Source organism: Pseudescherichia sp., from assembly GCF_031979925.1.
Taxonomy (GTDB): domain Bacteria; phylum Pseudomonadota; class Gammaproteobacteria; order Enterobacterales; family Enterobacteriaceae; genus Pseudescherichia.
Window position 1 is genome coordinate 330,897 of record NZ_DALZFB010000005.1, and the last position, 13,276, is coordinate 344,172.

Genomic DNA, 13,276 nt, shown 5'->3' on the forward strand with positions numbered 1-13,276 from the left:
TCTTGTAACACCCTGTTATCCGTCTGGTTATTCCGTAAGCCCTCAATCCTTATAGGGGCGCATAATCCTTGCTATCTCCGCGAGCCCTGGCATATTATGCTGCGGTCATAATAATAATTATCGTTTACGTTATCATTCCATTATCCAGAGAGAAGCACCATGGCGCGTTCTGAAACTGCTCAGCCGGTCAACCTTTCGCTGCGTAAAATTGCCGTAGTGGTTGCCACTGCGGTAGGCAGCATCTCCTTTGCCGCACATGCAGCCCCTGAAGATACCATCACCGTTACCACCGCTGCCGCTGAGCAGGAGAGTGCCTGGGGCCCGGCACCGACCATCGCCGCCAAACGCACGGCGACGGCGACCAAAACCGATACCCCAATCGAGAAAACGCCGCAGTCTATCTCCGTGGTCACCCGCGAAGAGATGGATATGAAAGATCCCTCCACGGTGAAAGAGGCCCTGAACTATACGCCAGGCGTATTCGCTACCCGCGGCAGCTCTGAAACCCTCGATGTGATCTCTATCCGTGGCTTTACCGCCTCGACCGGCGCGAACACTAACCAGTATCTCGACGGTTTAAAACTTCAGGGTGATAACTACTCTGAATCCTCTATGGATCCCTATTTCCTTGAGCGCATCGAGCTGATGCGCGGCCCGACCTCGGTGCTCTACGGTAAGAGCAACCCCGGCGGCATCGTCTCGATGGTCAGCAAGCGTCCGACCACCGAGCCGCTGAAAGAGGTCCAGTTCCAGATGGGGACCGACAACCTCTACCAGACCGGCTTTGACTTCAGCGATGCCATCGACGATGACGGCGTGTTCTCCTACCGCCTCACCGGCCTGGGCCGCAGCGAAGATGCTCAGCAGACCATGGTTAAATCGACCCGCTACGCCATCGCGCCCGCTTTTAGCTGGCGTCCGGATGATAAAACCGATTTCACCTTCCTGAGCAATTTCCAGAGCGATCCGGATGCAGGTTACTACGGCTGGCTGCCGCGCGTGGGCACCGTGGTGCCGTACACCGACGCCAACGGTAACTCTCACAAGCTGGATACCGACTTCAATGAAGGCGAGCAGGACAACCGCATGTCCCGCCGCCAGCAGCAGATTGGCTACAGCTTCGCACACGCCTTCGATGACACCTTCACGGTGCGCCAGAACCTGCGCTATACCCGTCTGCACACGCTCTACACCTCGGTCTACGGCAACGGCTTCACTGCCCCGACGCAGATTAACCGCGCCTATGTCCGCTCCGATGAAGATCTGAACTCCTTCACCGTGGACACCCAGCTGCAGTCTGCCTTTGCGACCGGCGCGGTGGATCACACCCTGCTGACCGGCGTTGACTACCTGCGTATGCGCAATGACATCAACGCGGATTACGGCACGGCTAATCCGATAGACATGGTGGATCCGCAGTACGGCAACGCCAACGTCAACGTTAACTTCCCGTATGCAGTGATCAACCGTCAGGAGCAGACCGGGCTGTACGCGCAGGATCAGGCCGAGTGGAACCACTGGGTGCTGACCCTTGGCGGTCGCTACGACTTTGCGAAGACCTCAACCTACACCCGCTCTACCAGTTCACTGAGCGAGATCAACGACCAGCAGTTCACCTGGCGCGGCGGGTTGAACTATGTGTTTGATAACGGCGTTGCCCCGTACTTCAGCTATAGCGAATCCTTCGAGCCGGTCTCCGGTTCAACCAAGCAGGGCAAACCGTTCGATCCGTCACGCGGTAAGCAGTACGAAGCGGGCGTGAAGTATGTGCCGAAGGATCTGCCGGTCACCGTCACGGCGGCGGTATTCCAGCTGACCAAAGACAAAAACCTGACGGCGGATCCGTCTGATAGCGCCTTCAGCGTGCAGGGCGGGGAGATCCGCTCCCGCGGCCTTGAGCTGGAAGCGAAAGCGGCCCTGACCAGCAATATCAACCTGACCGCGGCCTACAGCTACACCGACGCCGAGTACACCGACGATACGCTCTACAAGGGCAAACGTCCGGTTGAGGTGCCGCGTAACATGGCCTCCCTGTGGGCGGACTACACCTTCCACGAGACGGCGCTGAGCGGCCTGACGCTGGGCGCGGGCGCACGCTACGTGGGCGATACCTCCAGCTTCTATACCTCCGGGGATAACGTCAACGGCACCTTCAACGTCGGCAGCTACACGCTGGTGGATGCCACGGTGAAATACGATCTGGCGCGCGTCGGCATGGCCGGCTCCTCCGTGGGCGTGAAGGTCAATAACCTGTTCAATCGCGAGTACGTCTCCAGCTGCTACCGCGACTATGCGTGCTACTGGGGCGCGGATCGCCAGGTGGTTGCCACCGCGAACTTCAGCTTCTAATCTCCTCCTTTTCAGGGCACGGCTTACCGTGCCCTTTTTATTGATAAGTTGGTCCCATGCAGGAAAACAATACGCTTCCCGATACCACCTTTCAGCTCTCTGACGTCTCCTTTCATGTGCCCGGACGCACGCTGCTGCATCCGCTGTCGCTCACCTTTCCAGCAGGCAAGGTTACCGGTCTTATCGGCCATAACGGCTCGGGTAAATCCACCCTGTTAAAGATGCTGGGTCGTCATCAGCCGCCGTCCGAGGGCGATATCCTGCTGGATGGCCAGCCGCTGGCGAGCTGGAACAGCAAGGCTTTTGCCCGCCGGGTCGCCTATCTGCCGCAGCAGCTGCCGCAGGCGGAGGGGATGACGGTGCGCGAGCTGGTAGCGATTGGGCGCTACCCGTGGCACGGGGCGCTGGGGCGTTTTGGCGTGGCTGACCGGGAGAAAGTGGAGGAGGCGATTGGCCTCGTGGGACTGAAACCGCTGGCGCACCGGCTGGTGGATAGCCTCTCCGGCGGCGAGCGGCAGCGAGCATGGATCGCCATGCTGGTGGCGCAGGACAGCCGCTGCCTGCTGCTGGATGAGCCGACCTCGGCGCTGGATATCGCCCATCAGGTCGACGTCCTGGCGCTGATCCATCGCCTGAGCCAGCAGCGCGGGCTGACGGTGATCGCCGTCCTGCACGATATCAATATGGCGGCGCGCTACTGCGACTACCTGGTGGCGCTGCGCGGCGGCGAGAAAATTGCAGAAGGAACGCCGGAATCGCTGATGCAGGCCCAGACCCTGGAGCAGATCTACGGTATCCCGATGGGCATTCTGCCCCACCCGGCAGGGGCGGCACCGGTGAGCTTTGTCTACTGATGGCGGGGTTACCTATGATTAGCCGCCGCCGTCTGCTGACCGCGATGGCTCTCTCGCCGCTGCTGTGGCAGGCGGGAACCGCGCGGGCAGCGGCCCTCGATATTAACCGCATCGTGGCGCTGGAGTGGCTGCCGGTGGAGCTGCTGCTGGCGATGGGCGTGGCCCCTTACGGCGTTGCCGACGTGAATAGTTACAACACTTGGGTCAACGAACCTAAGCTGCCAGCCTCGACAATCGACGTCGGGCTGCGGACCGAACCTAATCTTGAGCTGCTCACCCAGATGCAGCCTTCGTATCTGGTCTGGTCGGCAGGCTACGGCCCCTCGGCGGAAGTGCTGGCGCGAATTGCCCCTGGCCGTGGCTTTAATTTTAGCGACGGCAAGAAGCCGCTGACCATGGCGCGCAACTCGATGAATGAGATGGCCCAGCTGCTCAACCTCGAGTCCGCCGCCCGCAAGCATCTCGACCATTTTGATGCCTTTATCGCTGCGATGAAGCCGCGCTTTGCCCGGCGCGGCGACAGGCCGCTGCTGATGGTCACCCTGCTTGACGCGCAGCATATGCTGGTCTTTGCCTCGAACTGCCTGTTCCAGGAGACGCTGGATGAGTTTGGCATTCGCAATGCCTGGCAGGGGGAGACGACCTTCTGGGGCAGCACCACGGTGAGCATTGACCGGCTGGCGGCCTATAAGGACGCGGATGTGATCTGCTTCGATCACGGCAACGAGCAGGATATGCAGCGGCTGATGGCAACCCCGCTGTGGCAGGCGATGCCCTTTGTCCGGGCTGGCCGCTTCCAGCGCGTACCGGCGGTCTGGTTCTACGGGGCAACCCTCTCAGTGATGCACTTTGTCCGCGTTCTGGATAACGCGCTGGGAGGTAGAGCATGAGCAAGCGTATCGCGCCGCTTCCCGCCCTGTTGCTGCTGATCCTGTTTATCGCCGCCGCCTGGCTGACCTGGGGAAACCTCTCTCAGGCGCTGCCGCGTGATCAGTGGTCGCAGGCAATCTGGCACCCGGACGTGGATGCTATCAGCCAGATGATTTTCCACTACAGCCTGCTTCCCCGGCTGGCAATCTCCCTGCTGGTGGGAGCCGGGCTGGGACTGGTGGGCGTCCTGTTCCAGCAGGTGCTGCGTAACCCGCTGGCGGAGCCGACCACTCTGGGCGTCTCAACCGGCGCGCAGCTGGGGATTACCGTCACCACCCTGTGGGCGATCCCTGGCGTGGCGGCCTCACAGTTTGCCGCCCTGATTGGTGCCTGCGCCGTAGGTGCGCTGGTCTTTGGCGTCGCCTGGGGTAAACGTCTTTCGCCGGTGACGCTGATCCTCGCTGGACTGGTGGTGAGCCTCTACTGCGGGGCGGTGAACCAGCTGCTGGTGCTGTTCCATCACGAGCAGCTGCAAAGCATGTTTATGTGGAGCACCGGTACCCTGACTCAGACCGACTGGAGCGGGGTAGAGCGTCTCTGGCCCCAGCTGCTGGGCGGGGCGATGCTGACTCTCTTGCTGCTGCGCCCGCTGACCCTGATGGGGTTGGACGACGGCGTAGCGCGTAACCTGGGCCTGGCGCTGTCGCTGGCCCGCCTGGGGGCGCTGCTGCTGGCGATTGTCCTCAGCGCGCTGCTGGTCAACGCGGTGGGGATCATCGGCTTTATCGGCCTGTTCGCGCCCCTGCTGGCGAAGATGCTGGGGGCGCGTCGGCTGCTCTCCCGCCTGCTGCTGGCTCCGCTGATCGGGGCGCTGATCCTCTGGCTTTCGGACCAGGTGATCCTCTGGCTGACCCGCGTCTGGATGGAGGTCTCTACCGGCTCGGTGACGGCCCTGATTGGCGCGCCGCTGCTGCTGTGGCTGCTGCCGCGCCTGAAGAGCATGAGCGCCCCGGAGATGAACGCCGGGGACAATGTTCCCACTGAACGCCAGCATCTGCCGCGCTGGGCGCTGGGCGGTATCGTGGTTCTGCTGCTGGCAGTGATGGCTGCCCTGGCGCTGGGCCGCGATGCTCAGGGCTGGCACTGGGCCAGCGGCGAGATGCTGGACGCGCTGGCGCAGTGGCGCTGGCCGCGCATTACTGCGGCGCTAGTGGCGGGCGTGATGCTGGCGGTGGCGGGGTGCATTATTCAGCGCCTGACCGGCAATCCGATGGCCAGCCCGGAAGTGCTGGGCATTAGCTCCGGTGCAGCCTTTGGTATCGTGCTGATGCTCTTCTTTGTGCCGGGGAACGCCTTTGGCTGGCTGCTGCCTGCCGGGAGCCTCGGGGCGGCGGTGACCCTGCTGATTATCCTGATCGCGGCAGGGCGGGGCGGTTTCTCTCCGCACCGGATGCTGCTGGCCGGGATGGCGCTTAGCACCGCATTTACCATGCTGCTGATGATGCTCCAGGCAAGCGGCGATCCGCGCATGGCGCAGATCCTCACCTGGATCTCCGGCTCGACCTATAGCGCCACCGGCGAGCAGGTGGTTCGCTCGGCCATCGTGATGGTGATACTGCTGGCGCTCGTGCCGCTCTGCCGCCGCTGGCTGACCATTCTGCCGCTGGGAGGCGATACCGCCCGTTCGGTAGGGATGGCGCTGACGCCGTCGCGCATTGGGCTGCTGCTGCTGGCCGCCTGCCTGACCGCTACCGCCACCATGACCATTGGCCCGCTGAGCTTTATCGGCCTGATGGCTCCGCACATTGCGCGGATGATGGGCTTCCGGCGGACGGTGCCGCACATGGTGATCTCGGGGTTGATCGGTGGGGTGATGCTGGTATTTGCCGACTGGTGCGGACGGATGGTGATGTTCCCGTATCAGATCCCAGCCGGGCTGCTGTCGACCTTTATCGGTGCGCCGTACTTTATCTATCTGCTGCGTAAGCAGAGCCGATAGTTTTCCCCGGTGGCGCTGCGCTTACCGGGGCTACAGAGTCCGTAGGCCGGGTCAGGCGAAGCCGCCACCCGGCAATTAACGGCAGAGTTACAGCTGAGCAAACGCCTTGCGTGCGGCGTCGAGGGTCTTGTTGATATCCTCGTCGCTGTGGGCAATGGACATGAAGCCCGCTTCGAACGCCGACGGTGCCAGATAGACGCCCTCGTCCAGCATCAGGTGGAAGAAGCGCTTGAAGCGTTCCACGTCGCACTTCACCACGTCCTGGTAGCAGGTTACGCTCTCGGCATCGGTAAAGAAAATACCAAACATGCCGCCGACATGGTTCACCACCAGCGGGATCCCGGCTTCCTGCGCCGCGTCCAGCAGGCCGTTAGCCAGGCGAGTGGTCAGATCCGTCAGGGTTTCATGCACGCCCGGCTGGGACACCTCGGTTAAGCAGGCGTAGCCCGCCGCCATCGCAATCGGGTTACCGGAGAGGGTCCCCGCCTGATAGACCGGCCCGGTCGGGGCCAGGGCGTCCATCACCTCGCGACGGCCACCGAACGCGCCGACCGGCATCCCGCCGCCGATGATTTTGCCGAGGCAGGTCAGGTCCGGAACCACGTTATAGTGCGCCTGGGCACCCGCCAGCGCGACGCGGAAGCCGGTCATCACCTCGTCGATAATCAGCAGTGCGCCAAACTCATCGCACAGTGCACGCAGGCCCGGCAGGAACTCCGGCTGAGGCGGAACGCAGTTCATGTTGCCCGCTACTGGTTCGACGATGATGCAGGCGATCTCTTCCGGATACTGCTCAAAGGCTTCGCGCACGGAGGCGAGATCGTTATAGGTGCAGGTCAGGGTGTGCTTAGCGAAATCTGCCGGGACGCCCGGCGAGTTAGGCTGGCCGAGGGTGAGCGCGCCGGAACCCGCTTTTACCAGCAGGCAGTCGGCGTGGCCGTGGTAGCAGCCCTCGAACTTAATAATCTTGTCGCGGCCGGTAAAGCCACGCGCCAGGCGAATGGCGCTCATGGTCGCCTCGGTACCGGAGTTCACCATCCGCACCATATCCATCGTCGGGACCAGCTCGGTCACCAGCGCCGCCATCTTCACTTCCATCTCGGTGGGCGCACCAAAGCTCAGGCCGCGCTCCGCCGCTTCGATCACCGCGTTGCGGATCGCCGGGTGGTTGTGGCCCAGCACCATCGGACCCCAGGAGCCGACGTAGTCGACATAGGCCTTACCGTCCGCATCGTAGAGGTAAGCTCCGTCAGCGCGCTCGATAAACAGCGGCGTGCCGCCGACGCCGCTGAAGGCGCGAACCGGCGAGTTGACGCCGCCGGGGATAAGCTTGCGTGCCGCGCTGTAGAGGTTTTCTGACTTACTCATGGATTCGTTCCTGGTTGGTAAAGAAGGTAAGGGGACTATTCTAAGGTATTCCGCGTTTGTTATAAAAGGATCCCCCAGGTAAACTGTCGCCTCTAATTGTATGACTAATTCATTTTCGGCTATGAAAATAAAAACTAATGCAATGCGAACGCGGCGGATCCTCCGTTTGCTGCAGCGAGATAAAACGCCGCTGGCGATTTTACTGATGGCTGCGCTGGTGGGAACCCTGGCGGGCGCGGTCGGCGTCGCTTTTGAAAAGGCGGTTAACGCGGTCAGCCTTTGGCGACTCGGCACGGTGGCGCAGTTCGCTGATGATGCCGCGTGGCTGATGTGGCCCCTGGTCTTTGTGCTCTCGGCGCTGTTGGCGATGGTGGGCTACTTCCTGGTGCGCCGTTTTGCTCCGGAGGCGGGCGGCTCGGGCATTCCCGAGATCGAGGGCGCGCTGGAGGAGCTACGTCCGGTACGCTGGTGGCGCGTTCTGCCGGTCAAGTTCATCGGCGGGATGGGCACGCTGGGGGCGGGCATGGTGCTCGGGCGCGAAGGGCCGACTGTGCAGCTCGGCGGCAACGTGGGCCGCATGGTGCTGGATATCTTCCGCATGCGCGGCACCGAAGCGCGACATACGTTGCTGGCCACCGGCGCGGCGGCAGGGCTGTCGGCGGCCTTTAACGCTCCGCTGGCCGGGATCCTGTTTATCATTGAGGAGATGCGGCCGCAGTTTCGCTACAACCTCATCTCGATTAAGGCAGTCTTTACCGGGGTGATCATGTCGAGTATCGTGTTTCGCTACTTTAACGGCGAGGCGGCGGTAATCGACGTGGGTAAACTGACCAATGCGCCGATCAACACCCTCTGGCTCTACCTGGTGCTGGGGATGATCTTTGGCTGCGTCGGCCCGCTGTTTAACGCGTTAATCCTGCGTACCCAGGATCTCTTTGGTCGTCTACACGGGGGGCAGATTGGCAAGTGGGTGCTGATTGGCGGAGCTATCGGCGGCCTGTGCGGGGTGCTGGGGCTGATCGTGCCGGAGATCTCCGGCGGCGGCTTTACGCTGATCCCCATTGCGGCGGCGGGAAACTACACCGCCGGGATGCTGCTTTTTATCTTCGTTGCGCGGGTGATTACCACGCTGCTCTGCTTCTCGTCCGGCGCGCCGGGAGGCATCTTTGCCCCGATGCTGGCGCTGGGCACGCTGCTGGGCACGGCGTTCGGCATGGCCTGCGCGGAGGTATTTCCGCTCTACCACCTTGAGGCAGGCACCTTTGCCATCGCCGGGATGGGGGCGCTGCTGGCCGCCTCGGTACGCGCGCCGCTGACCGGGATCGTGCTGGTTTTGGAAATGACTGACAATTATCAGCTCATTTTGCCAATGATTATTACCTGCCTGGGTGCCACGCTACTGGCACAGTTCTTAGGCGGTAAGCCGCTCTACTCCACGATCCTTGCCCGCACGCTGGCGAGGCAGGGGGGCGATCCCGACGGCAAGCCTCAGCAGGAGAATACTTGAACGATTTACCAGGGTAATGGATAATATTCATAAAGATCGGGCGGTTTAACGTCCGGATCGCCGTATCAATGGGAGTTTAAAATGAGTGATGACGTAGCGCTGCCTCTGCAATTTACTGAAGCAGCAGCAATTAAAGTAAAAAGCCTGATTGCGGATGAAGAGAATCCGAACCTGAAACTGCGCGTCTACATTACCGGCGGCGGCTGCAGCGGCTTCCAGTACGGTTTTACCTTTGACGATCAGATCAACGATGGTGACATGACCATTGAGAAGCAGGGCGTAGGACTGGTGGTGGATCCAATGAGCCTGCAATACCTCGTTGGCGGCGCGGTAGACTACACCGAAGGGCTGGAAGGTTCCCGCTTTGTGGTCACCAACCCGAACGCCAAAAGCACCTGCGGGTGTGGTTCCTCGTTCAGCATCTAAATCGCACCATGCTCGCCGTAGGGCGGGCAAACGCCGTGCCGCCCGACATTACAGCGTTGGCATGGTAACGCCCGGTGGCGCTACGCTTACCGGGCCTACAAACTGGTTTTAACCTCGGTTCTCATCCAGCGCAAAGGTGGGCAGCTTCAGGTGCCAGCGGATCGCCGCCAGGCGAATAACCAGCGTGACCACCATTCCCAACATACTGGCGCTCTCCAGCGGTACGCCAAAGGTATAGAACGCCGTAGCGTGGACGATGCCGCCGATAATACAGGCGGTGGCGTAGATTTCGGTGCGCAGGATCATCGGTATCTCCCGCGCCAGCACGTCGCGAATAATTCCCCCGCCGACGCCGGTCAGCACGCCCATGCAGATAGCTACCATCGGCCCGGTCTCCGCCAGAAAGGCCTTGTTAACGCCGATACCGACAAACACCGCCAGCCCGACGGCATCCAGCACCGGCAGAACCCACTTCGGCAGCCTGCGGGGCTGACGCACCAGCACGATGGTGAGCAAACAGGTGACCATTGCCACCACCAGGTCGGTGGGATCTTTAACCCAGAACACCGGCCCGTGGGCAAGCGCCATGTCGCGGATCGTGCCGCCGCCGATGGCGGTTACCACCCCTAACACCAGCACGCCAAAGGGATCCATCCGCAGCTTGCCAGCCAGCAGAACGCCGGAGATGGCGAAAACGGCCGTGCCGATGATATCCAGCCAGTAGACGAGCATCGCTTATCCTCGATTATTTTACCGCTGCCAGCGCGGTACAGAGTTGTTTTGCGGCGAGGATAATACGCGGGCTTGCGCGTTCAAACCAGTCGCTGTTGAGGGGGATAAGCGGAATTTTGAGCTGTTTATCCCAGAATTGCGCAACCTCTGCGGCCTGAGCAGCATTTCCTGCAAAAACGATCGCCTCGGGATGGCGGGACAGCACCTGCTCACGGCTCACCTGCGGCCAGGGCACGCGGCTGGCGGCGAAGATATTCTCGCCTCCGCACAGCTCCAGCACCTCGTTTTGAATCGAACCTTTGGCACTGGTGAAGAGCGGGGTGCCGCCAAACTGCAGAAACACCCGCTTTGGCGTGGTGCTGGTGTAGCGGGCCTTTAGCTCGGCGTAGTCGGCCAGCAGCGCGTCGGCGGCGTGATTAGCCTGCTCAGGGGCCGGGCTGTACGATGCCAGCTGGCGCAGCGCCGCCGCGATCTGCTCTACGGTCTGGGCGTCGATCCACAGCACCTTGATGCCGAGGCCTGTCAGCTGATTGACCTGCCGCTCAGCGTTGCCGCCGCGCCAGGCCAGCACCAGATCCGGCTTAAGCGCGACAATGCGCTCAAGGTTGATCCCCTGAAAGCTGGCGACCTGCTCGATCTTCTCCGCAGCAGGCGGATAGTTAGAGAAGCTGCTCACCCCGACCGGCTCGATCCCTGCCGCGAAGGCAAGCTCGGTGTTGGCAGGGGAGAGGGTGACCACGCGGGGAGCGGCAAGCGCCGATCCCGCCGCCAGCAGCAGGAGGGCGGCCAGCGCCCTTAAGCGGACCTTAGCCACGCGCCAGCTTCTGCACCAGGGTTTCGACCATCAGGCTGGACTGCTTCGCGGCCACCGCCAGGAACTCGTCGAAGCTGAGGTGGGATTCGCGGTCTGCCACGTCGGAGATGGCGCGAACCACCACGAAGGGCACCCCGAAGCTGTGGCAGACGTGAGCAATAGCGGTGGCTTCCATCTCCACGGCCACGGCCTGCGGGAAGTGGCTGCGGATCTTCTCCAGACCGGCTGCGCCGTTGATAAAGGCATCGCCGCTGACGATCAGCCCGCTGGCGGCGTTGAGGTTATGCTCTGCGATGCAGGCTTTGGCGACGGCAATCAGCTTCTCGTCGGCCTTGAAGCCCGCCGGGCAGCCTGGCAGCTGGCCGTACTCGTAGCCAAACGCGGTGATGTCGGCGTCGTGGTAGCGCGCTTCGTCGGAGACCACGATGTCGCCGACGTTCAGGGTCGGGGCCAGGCCGCCAGCAGAACCGGTATTGATGATGGCATCCGGCTGGCAGCGCTCCAGCAGCAGGGCCGCGCCCATCGCCGCCGCCACTTTACCAATGCCTGACTTCAGCAGCGCAACCTCAACGCCGTGCAGTTGGCCGGTGTAAATTTCGCTGCCGCCCACGCTGTGGGTCTGACGGTTTTCGATTTTGTCACGCAGGAGCGCAACTTCTTCTTCCATTGCACCAATGATGCCGATTTTCATAGATTTACTCGCGATAAGCCCGATTTGAGGGCATAGTCTATCATGCGCTTAAGGGGAAGCGCATTGCTCAGGGGAGAGAGGATATGGCACAGATCGATTTCCGCAATAAGATTAACTGGCATCGCCGCTACCGTTCACCCCAGGGCGTGAAAACCGAGCGCGAAATATTGCGTATCTTCGAGAGCGATCGCGGGCGGATTGTTAACTCCGCCGCCATTCGCCGCCTGCAGCAGAAGACCCAGGTCTTTCCGCTGGAGCGCAACGCGGCGGTGCGTACCCGCCTGACCCACTCCCTGGAGGTGCAGCAGGTAGGGCGCTATATCGCCAGGGAGATCCTCAGCCGCCTGAAAGAGATGCGCCTGCTGGAGAGTTACGGGCTGGACGAGCTGACCGGGCCGTTTGAGAGCATCGTTGAGATGGCCTGCCTGATGCACGACATCGGCAACCCGCCGTTCGGCCACTTTGGCGAGGCGGCAATCAACGACTGGTTCCGCCAGCGCCTGCACCCGCAGGATGCCGCCAGCCAGCCGCTGACCAGCGATCGCTGCGAGGTGGTCTCCCTGCGCCTGCGCGACGGCGAGGAGGAGGCCAACGAGCTTCGACGCAAGGTGCGCCAGGATCTCTGCCACTTTGAGGGCAACGCTCAGGGGATCCGTCTGGTGCACTCCCTGATGCGCATGAACCTCACCTGGGCGCAGGTGGGCTGCATCCTGAAATATACCCGTCCGGCCTGGTGGCGGGGCGAGCCGCCTGCAAGCCACAGCTATTTGATGAAAAAGCCCGGCTACTACCTCTCCGAAGAGGAGTACGTGGCGCGGCTGCGTAAAGAGCTGGACCTTGATACCCACAGCCGTTTTCCGCTGACGTGGGTGATGGAAGCGGCGGACGATATCTCCTACTGCGTCGCCGATCTGGAGGATGCGGTAGAGAAAAACATCTTTACCGTCGAGCAGCTTTATCAGCATCTCTATAACGCCTGGGGTACCCATGAGAAAGGGTCGCTGTTCTCCCAGGTGGTGGAGAACGCCTGGGACAAATCCCGCGCTAATTCCCTCAGCCGCAGCGCGGAAGATCAGTTCTTTATGTATCTGCGGGTCAATACCTTAAATAAGCTGGTGCCTTACGCTGCCCAGCGCTTTATCGATAATTTACCGCAGATCTTCTCCGGTGAGTTCAACCATGCTCTGCTGGAAGATGAGAGCAGCTACAGCCAACTGCTTGAATTGTATAAGAGCGTGGCGGTTGAAAATGTCTTTTGTCATCCCGATGTTGAACAGCTGGAGCTGCAAGGCTACCGCGTAATCAGCGGGCTGCTGGATATTTATCGCCCGCTGCTGCAGATGACGCTGGCGGACTTTACTGAGCTGGTGGAAAAAGAGCGGATGAAGCGTTTTCCGATTGAGACCCGCCTGTTCCACAAGCTCTCTGAACGCCATCGTCTGGCCTACGTTGAAGCCGTAGGTAAACTAGCGCGAGACGAAGCAGACTTTCCGGTGCTGGAATATTATTACCGCTGTCGCCTGATTCAGGACTATGTCAGCGGGATGACCGATCTCTACGCCTGGGATGAGTACCGGCGGCTAATGGCCGTTGAGTAATATCTGAGCGATTGTAAAGACGATCAATAAATTTTTACTTTTAACAACACGTTATGCCGGAACTTCGC

Annotated in this window: 11 protein-coding genes; 7 read left to right on the forward strand and 4 right to left on the reverse strand. The window is 61.4% G+C overall.

The genetic code is table 11. The features are described 5' to 3' along the window. Positions 1–159 precede the first annotated feature (159 nt). Genes fhuA through fhuB form a run of 4 tightly spaced genes read left to right on the forward strand, consistent with a single transcriptional unit; the run spans position 160 to position 6,072 of the window. Complete coding sequence (fhuA, locus tag RTM13_RS11780; protein WP_312212194.1) at positions 160–2,349, forward strand: ferrichrome porin FhuA; 2,190 nt, start codon at positions 160–162, stop codon at positions 2,347–2,349. Positions 2,350–2,405: 56 nt separating this feature from the next. Then, entirely contained in the window at positions 2,406–3,203 is a 798-nt protein-coding gene (fhuC, locus tag RTM13_RS11785) for a Fe3+-hydroxamate ABC transporter ATP-binding protein FhuC (protein WP_312212195.1), read from the forward strand. After that, positions 3,203–4,093 (forward strand): Fe(3+)-hydroxamate ABC transporter substrate-binding protein FhuD, encoded by an 891-nt coding sequence (fhuD, locus tag RTM13_RS11790; RefSeq protein WP_312212196.1) that lies wholly within the window; start codon positions 3,203–3,205, stop codon positions 4,091–4,093. The genes fhuC and fhuD overlap by 1 nt, the downstream gene beginning before the upstream one ends. Next, entirely contained in the window at positions 4,090–6,072 is a 1,983-nt protein-coding gene (fhuB, locus tag RTM13_RS11795) for a Fe(3+)-hydroxamate ABC transporter permease FhuB (RefSeq protein ID WP_312212197.1), read from the forward strand. The genes fhuD and fhuB overlap by 4 nt, the downstream gene beginning before the upstream one ends. 87 nt (positions 6,073–6,159) lie before the next feature. On the opposite strand, the gene hemL is transcribed toward fhuB, so the two are convergent. Next, a complete protein-coding gene (hemL, locus tag RTM13_RS11800) occupies positions 6,160–7,440 on the reverse strand; it encodes a glutamate-1-semialdehyde 2,1-aminomutase (RefSeq protein WP_312212198.1) in 1,281 nt (426 codons plus the stop codon). A 100-nt stretch (positions 7,441–7,540) separates the two neighbouring features. Here hemL and clcA point away from each other — a divergent pair, with 100 nt between their 5' ends. Further along, positions 7,541–8,947 (forward strand): H(+)/Cl(-) exchange transporter ClcA, encoded by a 1,407-nt coding sequence (gene clcA / locus RTM13_RS11805; RefSeq protein ID WP_312212199.1) that lies wholly within the window; start codon positions 7,541–7,543, stop codon positions 8,945–8,947. An 81-nt stretch (positions 8,948–9,028) separates the two neighbouring features. Further along, a complete protein-coding gene (gene erpA, locus RTM13_RS11810) occupies positions 9,029–9,373 on the forward strand; it encodes an iron-sulfur cluster insertion protein ErpA (RefSeq protein WP_042390590.1) in 345 nt (114 codons plus the stop codon). A 108-nt stretch (positions 9,374–9,481) separates the two neighbouring features. Here erpA and RTM13_RS11815 read toward each other — a convergent pair whose 3' ends face one another. The 3 genes from RTM13_RS11815 to mtnN are packed head-to-tail and all read right to left on the reverse strand — an operon-like array spanning position 9,482 to position 11,610. Then, a complete protein-coding gene (locus tag RTM13_RS11815; RefSeq protein ID WP_312212200.1) occupies positions 9,482–10,105 on the reverse strand; it encodes a TRIC cation channel family protein in 624 nt (207 codons plus the stop codon). A 13-nt stretch (positions 10,106–10,118) separates the two neighbouring features. Beyond that, a complete protein-coding gene (gene btuF, locus RTM13_RS11820; RefSeq protein ID WP_312212201.1) occupies positions 10,119–10,919 on the reverse strand; it encodes a vitamin B12 ABC transporter substrate-binding protein BtuF in 801 nt (266 codons plus the stop codon). After that, entirely contained in the window at positions 10,912–11,610 is a 699-nt protein-coding gene (gene mtnN, locus RTM13_RS11825; RefSeq protein ID WP_312212202.1) for a 5'-methylthioadenosine/S-adenosylhomocysteine nucleosidase, read from the reverse strand. Before mtnN ends, btuF begins: the two co-directional genes overlap by 8 nt. Before the next feature lie 83 nt (positions 11,611–11,693). Here mtnN and dgt point away from each other — a divergent pair, with 83 nt between their 5' ends. Continuing rightward, positions 11,694–13,208, forward strand: coding sequence for a dGTPase (dgt, locus tag RTM13_RS11830; protein ID WP_312212203.1), 1,515 nt, complete (start codon positions 11,694–11,696; stop codon positions 13,206–13,208). The last annotated feature ends 68 nt before the right edge of the window (positions 13,209–13,276 follow it).

Coding starts and splice junctions, on each gene's coding strand:
- RTM13_RS11815 (WP_312212200.1), bottom strand. CDS start 10,105: ATGCTCGTCTACTGGCTGGATATCATCGGCACGGCCGTTTTCGCCATC.
- fhuA (WP_312212194.1), top strand. CDS start 160: ATGGCGCGTTCTGAAACTGCTCAGCCGGTCAACCTTTCGCTGCGTAAA.
- fhuC (WP_312212195.1), top strand. CDS start 2,406: ATGCAGGAAAACAATACGCTTCCCGATACCACCTTTCAGCTCTCTGAC.
- mtnN (WP_312212202.1), bottom strand. CDS start 11,610: ATGAAAATCGGCATCATTGGTGCAATGGAAGAAGAAGTTGCGCTCCTG.
- dgt (WP_312212203.1), top strand. CDS start 11,694: ATGGCACAGATCGATTTCCGCAATAAGATTAACTGGCATCGCCGCTAC.
- hemL (WP_312212198.1), bottom strand. CDS start 7,440: ATGAGTAAGTCAGAAAACCTCTACAGCGCGGCACGCAAGCTTATCCCC.
- fhuB (WP_312212197.1), top strand. CDS start 4,090: ATGAGCAAGCGTATCGCGCCGCTTCCCGCCCTGTTGCTGCTGATCCTG.
- fhuD (WP_312212196.1), top strand. CDS start 3,203: ATGGCGGGGTTACCTATGATTAGCCGCCGCCGTCTGCTGACCGCGATG.
- clcA (WP_312212199.1), top strand. CDS start 7,541: ATGACTAATTCATTTTCGGCTATGAAAATAAAAACTAATGCAATGCGA.
- erpA (WP_042390590.1), top strand. CDS start 9,029: ATGAGTGATGACGTAGCGCTGCCTCTGCAATTTACTGAAGCAGCAGCA.